The organism is Bacteroides sp. MSB163 (genome assembly GCF_036416795.1).
Lineage (GTDB): Bacteria > Bacteroidota > Bacteroidia > Bacteroidales > Bacteroidaceae > Bacteroides > Bacteroides maternus.
Genome location: NZ_CP143867.1, coordinates 171,083 through 190,381, shown reverse-complemented (window position 1 = coordinate 190,381; position 19,299 = coordinate 171,083). Strand labels below are relative to the sequence as shown.

At 43.1% G+C, this 19,299-nt stretch carries 11 protein-coding genes; 8 read left to right on the top strand and 3 right to left on the bottom strand.

The features are described 5' to 3' along the window. The first annotated feature begins 4 nt into the window (after positions 1 to 4). The 8 genes from VYM24_RS00560 (at position 5) to VYM24_RS00525 (ending at position 13,657) form a co-directional block, all read left to right on the top strand. On the top strand, positions 5 to 619 hold the full coding sequence (locus VYM24_RS00560) for a peroxiredoxin family protein (protein ID WP_224320545.1): 615 nt from the start codon (positions 5 to 7) through the stop codon (positions 617 to 619). After that, the gene (locus tag VYM24_RS00555; protein ID WP_330941211.1) at positions 595 to 2,400 is read left to right on the top strand and encodes an O-antigen ligase family protein; all 1,806 of its coding nucleotides are present in this window, start codon (positions 595 to 597) and stop codon (positions 2,398 to 2,400) included. The genes VYM24_RS00560 and VYM24_RS00555 overlap by 25 nt, the downstream gene beginning before the upstream one ends. A gap of 34 nt (positions 2,401 to 2,434) precedes the next feature. Continuing rightward, positions 2,435 to 3,163, top strand: a complete 729-nt coding sequence (gene lepB, locus VYM24_RS00550) for a signal peptidase I (RefSeq protein ID WP_330941210.1) — start codon at positions 2,435 to 2,437, stop codon at positions 3,161 to 3,163. A gap of 142 nt (positions 3,164 to 3,305) precedes the next feature. Then, positions 3,306 to 4,538, top strand: a complete 1,233-nt coding sequence (locus VYM24_RS00545; protein ID WP_299088127.1) for a DUF4934 domain-containing protein — start codon at positions 3,306 to 3,308, stop codon at positions 4,536 to 4,538. 177 nt (positions 4,539 to 4,715) lie between these two features. Continuing rightward, positions 4,716 to 5,798, top strand: a complete 1,083-nt coding sequence (locus VYM24_RS00540) for an efflux RND transporter periplasmic adaptor subunit (RefSeq protein WP_299088122.1) — start codon at positions 4,716 to 4,718, stop codon at positions 5,796 to 5,798. 5 nt (positions 5,799 to 5,803) lie between these two features. Beyond that, positions 5,804 to 8,875 (top strand): efflux RND transporter permease subunit, encoded by a 3,072-nt coding sequence (locus tag VYM24_RS00535; protein ID WP_330941209.1) that lies wholly within the window; start codon positions 5,804 to 5,806, stop codon positions 8,873 to 8,875. 86 nt (positions 8,876 to 8,961) lie between these two features. Continuing rightward, entirely contained in the window at positions 8,962 to 10,440 is a 1,479-nt protein-coding gene (locus tag VYM24_RS00530; RefSeq protein WP_299088118.1) for a TolC family protein, read from the top strand. 22 nt (positions 10,441 to 10,462) lie between these two features. Continuing rightward, positions 10,463 to 13,657, top strand: coding sequence for an efflux RND transporter permease subunit (locus tag VYM24_RS00525; protein WP_299088116.1), 3,195 nt, complete (start codon positions 10,463 to 10,465; stop codon positions 13,655 to 13,657). A 297-nt stretch (positions 13,658 to 13,954) separates the two neighbouring features. On the opposite strand, the gene VYM24_RS00520 is transcribed toward VYM24_RS00525, so the two are convergent. The 3 genes from VYM24_RS00520 to VYM24_RS00510 are packed head-to-tail and all read right to left on the bottom strand — an operon-like array spanning position 13,955 to position 19,289. Further along, the gene (locus VYM24_RS00520; protein WP_330941208.1) at positions 13,955 to 15,373 is read right to left on the bottom strand and encodes a sulfatase family protein; all 1,419 of its coding nucleotides are present in this window, start codon (positions 15,371 to 15,373) and stop codon (positions 13,955 to 13,957) included. Positions 15,374 to 15,389: 16 nt separating this feature from the next. Further along, positions 15,390 to 17,996: a DUF4962 domain-containing protein gene (locus tag VYM24_RS00515; RefSeq protein ID WP_425286621.1), complete on the bottom strand. Its 2,607-nt coding sequence runs from the start codon at positions 17,994 to 17,996 to the stop codon at positions 15,390 to 15,392. A gap of 9 nt (positions 17,997 to 18,005) precedes the next feature. Beyond that, positions 18,006 to 19,289: a sugar MFS transporter gene (locus VYM24_RS00510; protein WP_299088113.1), complete on the bottom strand. Its 1,284-nt coding sequence runs from the start codon at positions 19,287 to 19,289 to the stop codon at positions 18,006 to 18,008. Between the last annotated feature and the right edge of the window lie 10 nt (positions 19,290 to 19,299).

Below are 19,299 nucleotides of genomic sequence, written 5' to 3'. Positions count from 1 at the left end.
TACAATGAAAAGAGCAACATTTCTTTTAGTAATATTGATAGGATTATTGAGCGTAGGACTCATTTACTCTATACGTGATGCTATGCATAAGGATGTTCAAATAGCGAAACAATCTGAGACCCTGGAAGTCCAAAAGCAAATGCTTACATTGTTATCTGGAAATATGAAGATGCATTATGTATATTCGGAATGCCAGTTGCCAGATATGACATTGTTAGACAAAGATAGAAACGCTATCAAATTGTCCGCTTTGTTGAATGGAGAGGATAAGGTTGTTTTTAAATTTTCATCAACCAATTGCAGCTCATGCATTCAACATAGTTTTTCGTCTGTTAGGAAACTAATGGGGAAGCTAGCGAAGGATAAACTAATTATAATAGCAGATAACTCTAATCGTAGAGAATTACAAGCATTGGTAAATAGCTTGTCGCTAAGTCTTCCTGTTTATTTGACAGAAGATACAGTGTTTCATAATATTTTGGAAAAAGAAAATGTACCTTTCTTTTTTGTAATTGGAGAAGATCTGCGAATGAAAGATTTATTTATTCCAATGAAAGAATTACCTGATCTCTCTGATTTATATTACCGAATTATATGGAAAAAGTATTTCGACAAATAAAGATATTGTCCATTGGGAAAATGATATGTTCAATAGGGATAAGTCTACTGTTATTGGGAGTGATAAACACTACATTTATATCATTCTCAACTCACGATTTATCTTTCTTCATATATCCTTTATCTTGGGCTATTCTTTGTCTGACAGTAGTATTAAGTTTCCTGAAATTCTTTATTAGAAGGAAAAAATGCTTTCAGTTTGTTGTTGCCGACTTGTTAGTTATTATCTTATTGGGCTATTGGCTTTTAAGATATGATTTTGATCTCCAATTGGCAAACTGGAAGCTTTTCCTTTTTGGAGAGCTCTGTATCCTTTGGTTTTCAATCAGGATGCTGCTTGAATGCAATCTCATTTCTGTGGAGAAAATTTCTTGGGTATTGTTGAGTACTGGTATAATTCAGTCAGTATGGGGAATCCTGCAATTGTATGGTTTCTGTGAGTCAAATCATAGCAAATTTGATATAACAGGTTCTTTTTTTAATCCGGGTCCTTATTCCGGCTACATCGCTATAATGGTACCCGTATCTCTTTATCTGTTTCTATCAACTAAATGCATGAAGCGATATGTTGCATTATTCTTTTTAGCAGTCTTGTTGTGCATACTGCCTGCCGGGATGAGCAGATCGGCATGGATTGGAGCAATAGTCTCTTCTGTTATTGTTCTATTTTGGCAAAATAATTGGATAAAGTATTGGTATTTGAAAAGAAAGTTGTCTGTTCTTTGTCTTGTAGTGGGTGTTGTTGGAATAGCAGCAGGAAGTTATCTAATGTTTAATCTGAAAAAAGATTCTGCATGTGGGCGTTTGTTTATTTGGGAAAATACGGCTTGTGCTATATGGAAAAAGCCGGTTTTCGGGTACGGAAGTTGTATGTTTCCGGTTGCTTATGCCCAAGAACAGACTGATAGATTTCGTTCGGGCAAATACACGGCAACAGAAGAAAGAGTAGCGGGAAATCCTGAATATGCTTTCAACGAGTATTTGCAGATTCTGGTAGAAGGAGGATGTCTTTTGCTATTCGGGGTTGTGGTGATTGTGGCATATGCGCTGAGTGGTGGAATTAAGAGGCGAGATTATGGATTATGTGGCGGGCTTATTTCATTATTGATATTCGCATTTTCTTCTTATCCTTTCCAATATCCGGCCTTTTGTGTTGTTGCAGTTATTATAGTGGCAAGCTTAAGCACTAAAAGGACTATTGGCGTTGGGAATAATGTATATGGGCACTGTGTTTTGGTATTTTTGGTAGCTGCTTCTATCTTTTTGCTCTTTTTGCAGGATGCACCCAAAGGTGTGATAGAAAAGTTGGACAAATGCCGTTATCTAAGGTCAACCGATGCATTGGAAATTGCGGAGAAGGGATATGCTATGCTCTATCCTGATTTGAAGCATAATGCCGATTTCGTATATGAATATGGTTTGTGCTTATCTCAACAGAAAAAATATCTTGAATCGAATGATTTATTAAGACGCTCTATGTTGCTGAGATGTAATTATCAGTGCTATAATGCTTTGGGGGGTAATAGCCAACAACAAAAAAAGTATGAACAGGCAGAGAAATATTATTATGATGCTATTTATCTGTTACCTAATAGAATTTATTCATATTATCGGCTGTTTCTGCTTTATGCGCAGCCCGAATTTTATCAACCGGATAAACTGAAACAAATGGCAAAAATCGTATTAACTAAACGTCCGAAAGTTTATTCAAAAGCCATTGAAGAGATGAGAGGGGAAGTGAAAGTGGTTTTAAAAGAACATGGATTGAATTTATCTAATTAATAAAAATAACCTTATTGAGTAATTATTGTCTGCAATGGAAGTACGGGAAATGAAGCGAATAGGAAAGAAATTGATGTATATGGCTTTAAGCTTATTTGTTATATTTCAAGTTTATCTATTTATTAGGTTTTACTGGATTGTATCTTGTTTCATTCCTACGTATTCTATGGCGCCAACTTTATTGGGAGGAGATTATATTATTGTTTCTATGCAAATACCAGGGCGTAGAATAATGAATTCGGATTCAGGAAGGCGGCTAGTGCATAGATTGAAGGGACAACGTGAAGTACAGAGGAATGATGTAGTTGTTTTTAATTTTCCTTATGCTGAAGATAAAGAAAAGATGATAATCAGTATGAATACATTTTATTGTAAACGTTGTGTAGGAGTTCCAGGTGACACTTGCAGATGGTGCGAAGCTACAGGTGTGCGAGAGGTGTATTTACCTAAGATTGGAGATGTACTACATATTGATTCGTGCAATTATGAACATTATTATAAATGTATAGAATATGAAACGGGGAAAAAGATGAGCTTGAAAATGGGGCAAGTCTATTTGGAGGACTCTTTGCTGGAAAGCTTTCGTTTCAATCATAAGTATTATTTTATGCGTGGTGACAATTTTAACCATTCGTATGATTCACGTGGTTGGGGGATATTACCAGATGATTTTATTTTGGGTGTAGGACAGATGATTTGGTTCTCGAAAGATGAAGTGACGAATAGGATTAGTTGGAATAGAATGTTTCGAAGAATTGAATGATGGGTAGCTTTCTATTATATAAAGTCACGTTTTAAATACCCCTTTTTACTTCTTTAACGATGAAATATAGTTTTATAACTAAAAATATTAGTTTATTTGCGGAGATGTTATGAATGTTAAATCTAAAAACACACAAGAAGTTATGAAAAAAGAATGGTTGTATGCAGTAGGTCTGGTTTGCCTGGTGTCGGCTTGTACCGGTACTCCGCAATCGTCGACTGACGGTGAACTATGTTCTATTGATGTGGCGGGAGCTATGGAAAAGCCTGTTGAATTGAAACTTTCGGAATTAGGAAGCGATGTACGCTATGTTCCATTGGAAACAACCGATTCGTGTCTGGTAGGTGGAAGCCCGAATATTCTGTTGCTGGATAAAGAGATTGTTGTTTTTTCACGTCAAACTTGTTTTGTCTTTGATAAAGAGAGCGGTAAGTTTTTAAGCAAAGTAGGACATTTGGGTGATGATCCGGAAGCTTATTCAACTGCGGCGCCTACTTATAACGATGTAAACGGTCTGCTTTATTTTATGCGCCGGCCCGGCAAATTACAGAAATATGATCTGCGAGGTAATTATCGTGGCAGTGTAACGATACCTACTCCGCCTGAATCACCAAGTGATTTCTGCTTTACAGACTCCGTGATAATAGGCCGTTACGGTAATATTGTAGGTGATAACGGGCGTGCTTTGTTGTTATTTAATGAAGCGGGAGAACAGATAGATACGGTGCCCAGCCTACTTCCGGTTTTGCCTAATAGAGGAGTAGATGACATAAACAGTATCAGCGTCAAAAGGCAGGGAAATGCAGGTATTATTCTGACTACATTCAAAAGTGGAGATGCCTCGGCAAGTGTAGCGGGTATTCCTTTCCTGTGGAAAAGTGATAATAAGATACGTTATAAAGAGAATTTCAATGATACCATTTATACAGTGGAAGGGAATGAATTGACACCTTATATTGCGTTCTCCACCGGTAAATGGCATTGGGGCGCCGAGGCACGTACCGAATCCAAAGATAACGAAAAACGCTTGTTGGTGGGATGTATCTTTGAGACGGATCATACTGTTTTCTTTCAGTGTATCCGGGGACTGTATACAGATGAACCGGAAACGTTTAACGGAATCTACGACCGGAAGGCAAATACTACCCAGATGTATGCCGAAAAGGAAGGTATAAAAGATGACCTGACCGGCTTTATGGCTTTCCGTCCCAAGGCATGCAGCGCACAGGGAGAATATGGAATGATTATTGATGCCGGAGAAGTGATGACTTGGTTGGAAGAAAATCCTGAAGCGGCAGAAAATGAAAAACTTTCGGCACTGAAAGAATTGACGGATGATTCTAATCCGGTAGTGATTATTACAGTCCCTAAATAAGGAAGGAGGTATGTTCTTGTCCACCTGTTTGGGGATGGGCAAGAATATACTTATTTGATAATTAGAAAATTAATGGTTTGTAACCTGTCTTGTTTTGTCCATATATATATGGCGGTTCGTAAAGGGAAAACGACTATTTTTGCATACACTAAGTGTAAACGGAAAAACTAATATAAAATGATAAAGACACAGAACTACCGGTTTTTGATCTGTCTGGCACTATTTGCGTTGGCAGCATGTTCCGGTGCGAAAAAAGAAGAGGCCGCCGATGAAGGAGTAGCTACCGTATTGCCGGATGAGAAGAATGAAGTGACCGTGTTGCCTTTGAAACGGCAGATATTCAATCACGAGTTGGTGAGTAATGGCAAGATAGTGGCCGGAGGAATGGCAGATTTGCGTTTTGAAAGTTCGGGTATCGTAGCGCAGATTTATGTGAAGAACGGTGACTGGGTGCACAAAGGACAAAAGCTGGCAGAGCTGGATAAATTCCGTTTAAAGAATAAGACCGCACAGTCCAAGGATGCTTTGGAGAAAGCTAAGTTGGAATTGCAGGATGTATTGATAGGGCAGGGGTATGCAGCGGATGATACTGCCAATGTGCCCGATGATATCATGCAACTGGCACGGGTGAAAAGCGGCTATGATCAGACCCTTTCTCAATATGAACTGGCTAAATACGAAGAAGAACATGCCACTCTGGTTGCTCCTTTTGACGGAGTGGTGGCTAATCTCTTTTCCAAACCCTATAATGCTCCCAGCAGTTCAGACGCTTTCTGTACAATTATCGGTTCACAGGGCATGGAAGCTGACTTTACTGTATTGGAGAGTGAACTCCCCCTAATCAAAGGTGGCGACAAAGTGGTTGTTACCCCTTATGCGGATCCTTCTGCCAAATACGAAGGACGTATCTCCGAAATCAATCCGCTGGTGGACGATAAAGGCATGGTGAAAGTGAAAGCCGTTGTCAACGGACAGGGCAAGCTCTTTAATGGCATGAACATACGGGTTAATGTACATCGTTCGCTGGGTGAACAGCTGGTTGTTCCGAAGAGTTCCGTGGTATTGCGTTCCGGTAAGCAGGTGATTTTTACACTGAAAGATAATAAAGCGAAATGGAACTACGTGCAGACCGTACTGGAAAATTCCGATGAATACACCATTGTGGAAGATGAAGTACAAGAAGGAGATGTGGTGATTGTGACAGGCAATGTAAACCTGGCTCATGAGGCACCGGTGAAAGTTATTGAAAATAAAAAATAAAAGGGGTGGTTAAGTTCTTGATACAGCGGCCCATTGCCGTATTGATGGCGTTTACCGCATGTTTTATTGTCGGTATGGTGACGTATTTCACGTTGCCGGTATCTTTGCTGCCGGATATTGCCATCCCGGAGATTACAGTACAAATTTCGGCACAGAATACTTCTGCGCGTGAGTTGGAGAATACTGTGGTGAAACCGTTGCGCCAACAGCTTATCCAGGTGGCTCGTCTGAAAGATATGGATAGCGAAGCTCATGATGGTGCAGGCCTTATCCGACTGAATTTCGACTTCGGCACCAATACGGATCTTGCTTTTATCGAGGTGAATGAGAAGATTGACGCCGCCATGAATTACCTGCCTAAGGATACGGACCGTCCTAAAGTGGTAAAAGCAAGTGCTACTGATATTCCGGTATTCTATCTCAGCCTCACCCTGAAGAATGACAGTGCTTACGGACAAACGGACGAACGTGCTTTTCTCGACTTGTGTGAATTTGCCGAAAGCGTTATCAAACGGCGTATCGAGCAGCTGACAGAGGTAGCTATGGTGGATATCACAGGATTGGTGGAGCGCCAGTTGCAGATTGTTCCCGATGAAAATAAGCTTGCCGTACTGGGACTTTCCATACAGGATGTAGAATCAGCTCTTGCCCAAAATAATGTGGAACCGGGCAGCATGACCGTACGTGATGGATATTATGAATACAATATCAAGTTCTCCACTCTGTTGCGTACGGAAGAGGATGTGAAGAATATTCTTATTAATAAAAACGGACGTATCATCCGTCTGGAAGAGTTCTGCCGGATAGGTATTGTTCCCGTCAGGGAAAAAGGTGTATCCATGAGCAATGGTAAACGGGCGGTGACATTGGCCATTATCAAGCAAGCGGACGAGAATATGGATGATATGAAGCAAGCTATTGGCGGCACCATGAATTATTTTCAAAGCGTATATCCTGACATTGAATTCAGCGTTAGCCGAAACCAGACAGAGCTTTTGGATTATACTATCTCCAACTTGCAACAAAACCTTTCGTTGGGCTTTCTTTTTATCTGTATCGTAGCCGTACTCTTTCTGGGGGATGTCAAATCTCCTTTCATCATCGGACTGAGTATGGTGGTTTCCATTGTGATCTGTTTTCTCTTTTTCTATCTGTTCAAGATGTCACTGAACATCATATCCCTGTCCGGATTGATTCTTGCACTGGGTATGATGATCGACAGTTCCATCATCGTAACTGAAAATATTTCTCAATATCGGGAAAGGGGATACTCGCTGAAACGTGCCTGTATTGCGGGTACCAGTGAGGTGGTCACTCCGATGCTCAGCTCTTCATTGACTACCATTGCGGTGTTTGTACCACTGATCTTTATGAGTGGTATTGCCGGAGCCATTTTCTACGATCAGGCTTTCTCGGTAACCGTTGGGTTGATGGTTTCTTACTTCACGGGCATCATGTTGCTGCCGGTGCTCTATATGCTGGTTTACCGGACGGGGCTGCGCAAATCATGGTTCTCGCGTATTCGAATCAATAATCCTATAAAGGATCATACACTCGATCGTTTTTATGATGCCGGAGTAGACTTTGTTTTTGCTCATAAAACGGCAAGCGTATTGTTCTGCATAGTTTCCGTGCCATTGTGTGTATTCATGTTCTATTTCATAGGAAAAGAGCGTATGCCGGAAATAGATCAGAATGAGCTGATAGCCCGTGTGGAATGGAATGAGAATATCCATGTGGACGAAAATCGTCGCAGAGTAGACAATTTATTTGAGTTGTTTAAGACAGAGACTATCGAACAGACTGCCGCCGTCGGGCAACAAGACTATCTCCTGAATCGGGAGCAGGCTCTTTCTTCTTCGGAAGCAGAACTTTATTTCAAGACAAAGAATCCCTCTGAGATAGTCCCTTTGCAGGAAAAGGTTTACCGTACCCTCAAAGCGGAGTATCCGTTGGCCGTAATTTCTTTTTCGCCACCCGAGACGGTATTTGAGAAACTGTTTGTGACGGGAGAAGCCGATGTTGTGGCTGAACTCTATTCCCGCAACAAAGAAAAAGTACCGACAGCGGATGAATTACGTAATCTGGAAGCTGAGTTTGCTACCCGCACAAGATATGCTCCCACGGGTATTGCATTTGAAAATCAGCTGAATATCTGTATCAATAAAGAAAAATTGCTACTTTATAATGTTTCGTATGACGAGTTGTATCGCATACTGAAAACTGCTTTTAAAGAAAACAGCATAGCCACTCTTCATTCTTACCAGCAATATCTGCCTATCAGCATTGTGGGAGAGGAACAAACTGTTAACAGCATCTTACAGGAAACACTCGTTCCGACACGGGCGGATCAATATGGTGTTGAATATCTGCCTTTGCGTGAGCTGGTATCAGTGGCACCGGCGGAAGATCTGAAAGCGATTACCGCAGGACGTAACGGAGAATATGTTCCGTTCCGTTTTTATGAAGTAAAAGAGGCGGAACCGCTTATGGAGCAAGTGAAGGAAGTGGTGGATGCTACCGGCGATTGGGATACCGCTTTTTCAGGAAGTTTCTTCTCTAACCGGAAGATGCTGGATGAACTGGTGGTTATTCTGTTTATTTCCATTCTGTTGATGTACTTCATTCTGGCGGCACAGTTCGAGAGTTTTGTGCAACCGCTTATAGTGTTGTTGGAGATACCGATAGACGTAGCTTTTGCCTTGGTACTGTTATGGATATGCGGGCATACGCTGAATCTGATGTCTGCCATCGGTCTGATCGTTACGTGTGGTATCATCATCAACGACTCCATCCTGAAACTGGATGCGATCAATGAATTGCGTAAGACGGGGATGCCGCTTTTGGAAGCTATCCATGAGGCGGGAAGGCGCAGGTTGCGTCCCATCATCATGACTTCGCTTACTACCATTTTTGCCATGGTACCGTTATTGTTCTCTTTCGATATGGGTTCGGAATTGCAGAAACCTCTTTCCATTGCCATGATTGGAGCTATGTTCATCGGTACATTGGTTAGTCTGTTCATCATTCCGTTGATATATTGGTTTATTTATAAAGAAAGAAATATGAAGTATTAAGTATTAAGTATAAGGCTGCGTTATCATGCCGTATGGTTATACTTCATACTTCATACCTCATACTTAATATTTAAAAGTTTGATATAATGAAGAAACTTGGTTTAATTATTCTTTTAGGACTTTCACAGGCGCTTCCGTCCGTCGCACAGCAACAGCAGGTAACGCTGGATTTGCAGCAGACGATTAAGATGGCGAACGACAGTTCGCTGGAAGCTTTCCGTACTAAAAATATGTATCTTTCAGGCTATTGGGAATATCGCACCTATAAGGCAAATCGCTTGCCGAGCCTGACACTGAATATGACTCCTGCACAGTATAACCGTGACATTACGAAGCGTTATGACTCCGAACAGGATTTGGATATTTACCGTAGCCAACAGTCTTTCTATGCCTATGGCAATCTGGCTGTCAGGCAAAACTTTGACTTGACGGGTGGTACTTTCTACCTGGATACCGAGTTGGGTTATATGCGTAGTTTCGGTTCCAATTCCTACACGCAGTATACCAGTGTCCCTGTTCGTTTAGGTTATTCGCAAAGTCTGGTAGGTTATAATCCTTTTCGCTGGGAGCGAAAGATTGAACCGCTGAAATACGAGAAAGTAAAGAAGGAATATATCTACAATGCTGAGCAGGTATCCGAACAAGCCACTACTTATTTCTTTGCACTTGCCATGGCGCAGGCTGAGTACGACTTGGCAAAAGAGAATGTCGCTTCTTCCGATACGCTTTATCGTATTGGTATGCAACGTCTGAAGATAGCCTCTATCAGTCGTGCTGATCTTCTGACGCTGAAGCTGGACGTGGTGAATGCCCGTAACACTTTGCAGAATGCTGAAAGTTCATTGAAACGTGCCATGTTCTCGCTGGCTTCTTTCCTCAATCTGGAAAAGAATACAGAAATACGGCTTCTTCTTCCCAGTCGTCCCGGAGAACTGAATATTCCTGTAGATGCTGCCTTGGATGCCGCCCGTTCCAACAACCCGAACTTCCTTGGATTACGCCAGGACATATTGGAAGCAGAACGGAATGTAGACAAAACCAAGAAAGAATCCCGCTTCAACGCCAGTATCAACGCCAGTGTCGGTTTCAACCAGGTGGCGGAGAAATTTGGCGAAGCCTACAACCGGCCTATGCAGCAGGAAATGGTATCTGTCAGCGTCTCCATTCCTTTAGTGGATTGGGGAGTGCGTAAGGGTAAATATAATATGGCCCGTAACAATCTGAATGTAGTAAAGACCTCTTCCCGTCAAAACGAAATTAGCATTGAAGAAGAAGTCATTATGACCGTAAGTGATTTCAATGTCCAGCAAGACTTGGTGACAAGTGCCGAGGAAGCCCTCGATCTTTCCATCCTGGCATACAATGAAACCCGCCAACGCTTCATCATCGGTAAGGCGGATATCAGTAGCCTTACCTTGTCATTGAACCGTCAGCAAGAAGCCCAGCGCAACTATATCTCAGCCCTGAAAAACTATTGGCTGAACTATTATAAAATCCGCAAGCTAACTCTGCACGATTTTGCCAGCGGTTTCTCTCTTTCTGAGAAATTCGATTATAGTCACTAATAACTCTCAATTCTCAACTAAAATGAAAAGCCTTTCATCTTTTACCCTCATCGTCACCTTTGTTTGTCTGGCACTGGTGGGTTTGGCCTTGGTTCCGATGCTTCCGGTCAAGCTGAACCCGTCGCGCACATTACCGGGCTTTACGGTGCGCTTTAGCATGCCGGGCACTTCGTCGCGGGTGGTAGAGATGGAGGCGACAAGTAAACTGGAGTCCATGCTGGCTCGCATCAAGGGGGTAAAGGGAATGTACTCTACTTCAGGCAATGGTTACGGCTCTATTACGGTAGATCTGGATAAACACGCTGATGTAGATGCGGTACGTTTTGAGGCTTCTACTATTATCCGGCAGACATGGTCACAACTGCCTTCCGGAGTCAGTTATCCGTATATCGATATGAAGGTGCCCGATGAGAATACGGCCCGTCCGTTCTTATCGTTCACACTGAACGCACCGTCCACGCCTATACTGATACAGCAGTATGCAGAAGAGCATATCAAGCCGCGTCTGGCTAAGTTGCAAGGCATTTATAAAATAGATTTAAGTGGCGCCACTCCGATGGAATGGCGGTTGGAATACGACAGTGAACAATTGCGGACACTGGGAATCAGCATTTCTGATATCCAACGGGCCATCCAGTTACATTATAATAAAGAGTTTCTGGGAACGCATAACATGGATACGGCCGGTGGTAAGCAGTGGATACGTCTGGTCTTGATACCGGATGGAGTCAGTGGGCAATTTATTCCTTCGGACATCACGGTGACTGCTTCGGACGGCAAAATTATCCGCTTGGACGAGTTAGTGACTGTAGCGCGTATGGAAGAAGCCCCCCAAAGCTATTACCGTATCAATGGTCTGAATTCTATTTATATGTCTGTCACGGCCATAGAGACTGCTAATCAATTGCAATTGAGCAATGAAGTGATGCGGGAAATGGAAGCAATACGTCTGACTTTGCCGCCCGGTTACGAGGTGCATACTAGCTATGATGCTACGGAGTATATTCGTGAGGAACTGAATAAAATTTATTTCCGCACGGGGCTGACGGTACTGATCCTGCTGGTATTCGTCTGGATTATTACGCTGAATCTGAAATATCTGTTGCTGATCGTTACCAGCCTGGCTATCAACATTTCCGTGGCGGTTATTTTCTATTATCTTTTCGGGCTTGAGATGCAACTGTATTCATTGGCAGGGATTACTGTGTCCTTGAATCTTGTGATAGACAGTACCATTGTGATGACGGATCACATCTTGCACAGGCGTAATCTGAAAGCATTTATGTCCGTGTTGGCGGCTACCTTGACCACAATGGGGGCTTTGGTTATTATCTTCTTTCTGGATGAGAAAATCCGCCTGAACCTGCAAGACTTCGCAGCTGTGGTGATTATTAATCTGGCGGTATCTCTTTTCGTGGCTCTCTTTTTTGTTCCGGCCATGATTGATAGAATAAAGCTTGTCAAGAGAAAGAGCGTGAAACGCTGGGTGCGGAGTCATATACGTATTCGCAGGCTGACTGTTTACTTCACGCATTTCTATCAGTTGCTCATCCGCTTTCTTCTGCGTTGGAGGGTGGCGGTGTGCATTTTGCTCCTGCTTGGTTTCGGGCTGCCCGTTTTCCTTCTTCCTGAGAAGTTGGAGGGTGAAGGCAAATGGATAGAACGGTATAACAAGACGTTGGGCTCTTCTACTTATAAAGAGAAAGTGAAATCTGTGGTGGATAAGGCTTTAGGTGGTAGTCTTCGTTTGTTTGTGCAGAAAGTGTACGAAGGCAGTTATTTTAGTCGCAACGAAGAAGTGGTGCTCTATGCGAATGCGAACTTACCGAATGGAAGTACGCTGGAACAGATGAATACGCTGGTGAAACGTGTGGAAACTTATCTTAGCGGCTTCAAGGAGATTAAGCAGTTCCATGCTTCTGTCTATAATGCACGCAGGGCTAATCTTCAGATTTATTTCAAGAAAGAGTATCAGCATAGTGGTTTCCCTTATACGTTAAAGGCGAATCTGATTGGTAAAGTATCTGAGTTAGGAGGTGGTAGTTGGGATGTATATGGCTTGCAAGATCAGGGCTTCAGTAATGATGTTCGTGAGAGCGCAGGTTCTTATCGCATCAAGATGTATGGCTACAATTATGATGAACTCTATGCATGGGCTGAAAAGCTGAAGGAGGTATTGCTTTCGCACCGTCGCATCAAGGAAGTGTTTATCAAGTCGGAATTTTCCTGGTGGAAAGATGATTATCAAGAGTTTTACTTCAATCTGAATAAGGAGCGTATGGCTCAGGAGGGGATTAATGCCCAGCACTTGTTCTCCGCTATCCAGCCGATATTCGGGAAGAATATGCAGGTAGGTTCGGTAGTGACGGAAAGCGGTACGGAAAGTATCCGACTTTCTTCCCGGCAGTCTCACGACTATGATGTATGGGCCATGCAGTTCTTTCCTTACGGTGTGGATGGTGGAAAGCATTATAAACTTTCCGAATTGGCTACGGTAGAGAAGGGGCAGATGCCGCAACAGATAGCCAAAGAGAATCAGCAATATCGTCTTTGTCTGCAATATGAGTATATCGGCTCGTACGAGCAAGGCAATAAAATACAGAAGCGGGACTTGGAAGAGTTTAATAAATTGCTTCCGATGGGGTATACTGCTGAATCGGATAGCCAATCGTGGTCATGGGGTAAGAAAGATAACCAGCAATACCTGTTGTTGCTGGTTGTGATTGCCATCATCTTCTTTACAACGAGTATTCTGTTTAATTCCCTGAAACAGCCTTTGGCCATTATCTTTGTCATTCCGGTATCTTATATCGGAGTGTTCCTTACATTCTATTGGTTCCGCCTGAATTTTGATCAGGGTGGTTTTGCTTCGTTTGTGCTGCTTTGCGGTATTACGGTAAATGCCAGCATTTATATTCTGAATGAGTACAATAGCATTCGCCGTCGCTTCCCCCGGCTTTCCATGCTTCGTGCCTATACAAAGGCGTGGAATGCAAAGATACTGCCTATTTTTCTTACAGTGGTTTCCACCATTCTGGGTTTCATTCCGTTTATGGTGGGGACGGATAAGGAGGCTTTTTGGTTTCCGTTGGCTGCGGGTACTATTGGCGGATTGGTGATGTCTATTATCGGTATTTTCTTCTTTTTGCCGGTGTTTTGTTTGAAGAGGAAAGAGATTGGCAAATACTCTAAAAGACGTGTCGCACTTAAAAGTTGAATTCAGTGCCTTAATATTTATTTTTTGTGAAATCATCCTACATCCTACACCAATGGGACTCAAACGCTTTGTTGATGGGCGTTTCGGAAGGTGTATGAAAGGGTGTAGGAAAAATATCCTACACCGTACTCTTTTAGTACTATATAGGAAGAAAAAGTTTTTTGTGGAGGAACTATTAGTTGTACTAAATCCCGCATACATATAGCTAAACTTTAGCTAAAACGTATGCGGATTTAGTACAACTAATTGCCGCCTATCGCACTTTAAAGATAATAAGGCGGGCTATCATTTCTTAATCTATTTATAAGCTGTCTGATATCGGGTTGTACTTTTGAGTTTCTTTCCGGGAACATCGTGCAGTTTCGGACGGGTTGGACGTATATTATAGGTATTCATCCACTTTTCAAGGACATCACGAAGTTTTTGCAGTTCCTGGTTATATGCATTTTCCATAACCAGATTTCTCATTTCCCCTCTGTCATTCTGCATATCAAACAGTTGTTCACGATGTCTTCCTTTATCATAAAGCACATATTTATAACGTTCACTGCGTACTACCCAGCCTCTTGTCTTGCTGCCGTCAAACCGTGTTTCGGTGATGATGTATTCTTGATGTAAGACCTGTGGATTACCTTCTTCCACAACTTTCCGGAAAGACTTTCCGGCTACCCCTTCAGGCATCTTGGCACCTGCCCAGTCGCATACGGAAGCGAAGAAATCTATACCGTTACTGATCAGTTGAGGCAATACTTTGCCTGCATTCTTCTTGCCGGGCAGGGTTACGATAAGAGGAATGTTGATAACTTCTTCATATAAAGCAGATTTCTGGTTCCAATGGTGAGCCCCTATACCATCTCCGTGGTCACTGGAGAAGATCACTACTGTATTCTTCCAAAGATCGTTCTTATCAATGGCATCAATAATTTTTCCGATTTCTTTATCTACTTTTTCTACCAAACGATAATAGGTATAACGGTACATACGCCAGTCTTCGGGAGTAAAACCGGCAGTCGGATATACATTATAATTGTTTGCTCTTTCGCTTTCAATGACATCGGCATCGTAAGGATTCTTGGCGAAATTGGCAGGTACTCCCGGGCAGTCCCGTATATCAGGCGTATCGATATTTCCATAAGGGAAGTTCTGGCTTCGCGCGTATTCGCAGATATTGTGTGGATTGTCATAAGAAGCTACCAAAAAAAACGGCTTTTTATGTTTGCGTGAGAGGTATTCGGCGCAAGCTTCCGCCAGTCCGTCGTCACTATGTTTGTAAATGTTGTCGAAGCCGTATTCTTTGTCGGGGACATCAAGAAGAGGAAGATGCCATTTACCGCCATAAGCACAATCATATCCGGCTTTCTTCATTAAGGTGCCTAATGTCTGTGTCCTGAGAGAGTCGGGCATCGGTGAACCATTGACTGACAGTCCTACTGCATCTGGATAATGCCCCGTAAACATGGCTCCACGTGAAGGACCACTAAGCGGAGCAGTGCAATAAGCATTATTGAACATTATGCCAGCCGCTGCCAATCGGTCGAGATTAGGAGTGTGTAGGTCCGGATTTCCGGCACAACTCATGGCGCTGGCTGTCTGTTGATCCGTGAATATATAGATGATATTGGGACGTTCGGCCGCAGAAGCCGCAGAAGAGCATAGCAAAGAAAAAAATGCCAGATGCTTCATTGGAATTTGTTTTACCATATTATTAGCTTTCATGATTTAATATTCGGTTTTATATTTCAGGTTCCGGTAAGGAATCAACCAGTCTTTTCTCTATTCTCTTTCCGCCTACCTGATCGACGATAGTCGTAGCACCCTTATTCGAATTATAATTGAAGTCCAGTGAAGCGCCATTCTGCTTGTTCTCTATGTGCAGGAACGCTTTACCTTCACTATCCAGATTACATTCAATGTCCCATCCTTCTACTGTAATGCGATTTCCCTGATGATTTATCACGGCATCGATACGGTTGTTTCCATGTACATCGATTATATTGAGAAAAAACACTTTATTGCAAGGAGTTGTCGTTGCCGTGAAATGATAATGATTAGGAAGAGCCTTGCCAAGACGCTTTTTCCAGTCAAGGGCGGCTACAAAGAATGTATCCGTTTGTGCATAAGTCATCTCCTGTGAAGAATATAAATGAGCTATCGATACTCCATCCGTTTTATTCTTACCCAGGATGCGCAATCCTCCTTCTTCCTTGACCACCTTCATAGGCAGTTCCACCGTATGTAGCAGATAGTTCCATTCTACCGGCTCTTTGCCGGCCAGTTCATCGTAAACAACAAACAAACCCGAGCGTCCGAGCTGAACGATATGTCTTCGGAAGAATTCCAGCTTATTTTCATCCCAACCTTTCTCCGGTGTAAATTGAGTGCCGGACAAACGTCCGCGTTCCAGCCACAACGGAGAAACTACTTTCCCATAGGCGTTGGAGGCATCGCCTACAACGTAAGAGATTTCTTCACCTTCATAGTAGCGGGGAATCCAACCATAGCCTTCTGTCCCTATCTTTTGACCCATACCGTTTACTAATATGGAGTTATGGGCACGGGTATTCCGGTAGGCATACATACAATGATCATCTGTAAATCCGGTACGATGCCCGCTGCTATAAAAGATAGCCTTACCCCCAAAGAAGGTGTTGAAAGCGTTTTGATTGGCCAAGGCATGGGATGTGGAACCATAAGGGCTGCTTCGGAAAGAAAGCATGGCATTGTTGGCATGATGCCCTATGTCGGTATTCATCAGGGCAGTACCTGCTTGTTTGAAGACTTTGGATTCCGGTAGTTCCGACAGATGTTTGCTATAAGCAGGCCTTTCCTTCGGGGTTGTGCAGCGATACCAGGTCAAATCTGCCGGTTTGGCTTCGAAAGCCTTCGACAGGATGTCAGGGTCTTCCTGCATAATTTCGTGTACATAAGCAGCTGCCCACGGATTGTTACATTCGCGTGCCAGGGCATCGGCATATCCTACGCGCCCTCCGTTCGGACTGCGTTGTCCTTCATGTGAGTTGCCATGACCTCCGGATTTGGAGAAGGGAGGTTGCTGATAGATAACATATAAGGCATTGTTGTTATACCACGGATCTGCAAAGAAGTTGAAGCCGGATATGCGTGAAAAAAAGACCGGCACTTCTATCAAGGTACGTATGTTTACATGGAAATAGGCATCTCCATTGTGCCAGCCACCATCCTTATGCAGACCCGGAAGGCGTGAAATCCATTCATTATAACAGTAATCTGTCCATACGGACGCTTCCGGTATTTCACCGACCGTAGCGAATGCCGCCATCGTCAGGATGCGGAAAGTCATCTGCCACACATGGTTGTCTGCAATACGGTTCTCCAAATGGTTCACGTATTCATTATAGAACTTGTCTCCAATTCTGCGGATGTTATCCAACAGCAGTTGTTTCTCTTCCGGTGACAGTAAATTATAAAATCCGTCATATGCGGATGTGCTCATAGACAATAGGGTGGACAGGTTAAAGTCGCCTGCAAAGTATTTACTTTTTTGCCAGGAAAGGATTTCACTCAGGCGGTTAATGCCTTCCCGATAATACTTCTCGTCTTTTGTCAGCAAATAAGCACGGACCAATGCTTCCACGTTGGCTTCTTCTCTGTCTACAATCTTACGGCTCTCGCGGATGAGGGCTGATTCACGTTGCACTATGTTGGTCAACGTAACTACATTCGTTGTATCGATCTCTTCCTGAAGATGCTTCAACGGACGGGAAATGCATTGGGAAGCCTTGTCCATATAAGTCCGGGCTTCCGGATTATTTTTATTTTTCGCTATAATCTTTTCCCAGTCAGCTGCATCCAGCAACACACGCGGGTGATGGGAAGGATATTCTGCCAAGACTTTTTCCAAAGTCGGCGGATTGAATTCCGGTGTATCTTTATCTATATAGAATTGGTAAACCGGCGACCATTCTTCAGTACCTTCGGGGGTAACATAAGCATGCTGCCAATACCATTTTCCTTGTGCCAGGCACTGGAAAGGGTTGAAGAAAGCCCAGGCACGTTCACCGGTAAGGACATCTTTCCGGAAATTCTTGTCTTGGGAGATACGAATCCGGTAAACTACTTTGGGCTTTTCATCTACTTGTCCCGGAACTCCATCCAGCACCGGACCTAAATGAGGGAATTTGTCCGGCCACATGAAACGCGGTGGATTCACCTTGATGTATGTGCCATCGGCAGGAGAGGGAGTTGCACGGACTTCATGCATCAATGTTTCTTCGGAAACCTTGATCACGGCAGGTTGCTCGGAACTGCCGCATGCCATTAATAGGCAGAGGGCGGATAAGCCCAATATTATCTTTTTCATCTCAGAATCTTATTTTTGTTTTTTGAAGGTAACCAGCTCTTTCAAGCTAACTGTCTTATTATTAACCAAAGGGTGTGCCCAGAAGCCGATAAACGTAATGTATCCCATGAAAACCAAAATAAGCAGCATGCCTGTTCGCAACGAAGTGGCGTCGGATACCAGGCTGACGAGCAACGGGCCACCTGCACCTCCCACTATTCCGGAACAAAGGATGCCTGCAAAAGAACCGTGATTCTGGGTTACTGTATTCAGGGCAAGTGAAAACACTATGGAGTACATCATGGAGATACAAAAGCCTATTGCAGGAAAAGCCCACACCGCTATTTTCGCGGAGCCGAATAATGAGATTAACAGCAAACTCATGGAAAGTATGCCCGATATTTGCAGCAAACGCTTACTGTCTATCAACTTGAGCAGGAACATGCCAAACAAACATCCGACAGTCATTGAACCCCAGAAATAACTGATGCTTTGCGCACCCACGGTCTTCGGATCAATACCATGATATTGTTCCAGAAAAGTACTCATGAAAATAGAAACTCCCTGTTCCGTACTGACATAGCAAAAGATTCCCAAGAAGAAAAGCCATACGTATCTTTGACGGAACAATTTCTTGTAGGAAGCCGAAGAACCGCTGCGTTCATCATCTTTCAGTTCAATGCGCGGGAAGCGAACCAATGACACAACGAGCAGCATAATCAGCAATAACACTGTGAATACCCAATAAAGGGAAACCCAGGGAAGAGTGACCGGAGTGATGTCCGCCAAAATATCGAGCAGGAAATTCTTTCCCGGCTGATAGACTCCCGGTGCAAGCGCATGTATTAACCAAGTATAAACCAAAGGACTGATAAACGATGCTACTCCAAACACAAACTGTGCCAATTCGGCTATGAATGCGTAGTTCTCTTCTCCACCGACAACACGCTGCAAAGGGTTAATTACGGTCTGCAACATGGCCATTCCCAAGCCGATAATAAAGGAAGACACCAGTAATATCAAATAAAACGGGAAACATGCAAACAAGACGGTTCCGATAAATGGCATAAGGAAACCGGTAAACAGCACCGGCTTTTCTCCATATTTATCTATCAGTATACCTGCCGGTATCGACATAATGGCATAAGCCAGGAAGAAGGAAGTCGGGATAAATCCCGCCATTGCCAAATCCTTCAGCTCAAAGTTATGGATAATGTCAGGAATTAACGGCCCGAGAATGTTTGTAATGAATGAAATGGTAAACCAGAACATCATTATCAATGTCAGCATACCCCATTTCTTATTATTTTTCATAATAATTCGT

What these genes read in the sequence shown, in the direction of transcription:
- VYM24_RS00515 (WP_425286621.1), bottom strand. Translation starts at nt 17,996, where the DNA reads ATGAAAAAGATAATATTGGGCTTATCCGCCCTCTGCCTATTAATGGCA.
- VYM24_RS00520 (WP_330941208.1), bottom strand. Translation starts at nt 15,373, where the DNA reads ATGAAAGCTAATAATATGGTAAAACAAATTCCAATGAAGCATCTGGCA.
- VYM24_RS00530 (WP_299088118.1), top strand. Translation starts at nt 8,962, where the DNA reads ATGAAGAAACTTGGTTTAATTATTCTTTTAGGACTTTCACAGGCGCTT.
- VYM24_RS00510 (WP_299088113.1), bottom strand. Translation starts at nt 19,289, where the DNA reads ATGAAAAATAATAAGAAATGGGGTATGCTGACATTGATAATGATGTTC.
- VYM24_RS00525 (WP_299088116.1), top strand. Translation starts at nt 10,463, where the DNA reads ATGAAAAGCCTTTCATCTTTTACCCTCATCGTCACCTTTGTTTGTCTG.
- VYM24_RS00560 (WP_224320545.1), top strand. Translation starts at nt 5, where the DNA reads ATGAAAAGAGCAACATTTCTTTTAGTAATATTGATAGGATTATTGAGC.
- VYM24_RS00545 (WP_299088127.1), top strand. Translation starts at nt 3,306, where the DNA reads ATGAAAAAAGAATGGTTGTATGCAGTAGGTCTGGTTTGCCTGGTGTCG.
- VYM24_RS00540 (WP_299088122.1), top strand. Translation starts at nt 4,716, where the DNA reads ATGATAAAGACACAGAACTACCGGTTTTTGATCTGTCTGGCACTATTT.
- VYM24_RS00555 (WP_330941211.1), top strand. Translation starts at nt 595, where the DNA reads ATGGAAAAAGTATTTCGACAAATAAAGATATTGTCCATTGGGAAAATG.
- lepB (WP_330941210.1), top strand. Translation starts at nt 2,435, where the DNA reads ATGGAAGTACGGGAAATGAAGCGAATAGGAAAGAAATTGATGTATATG.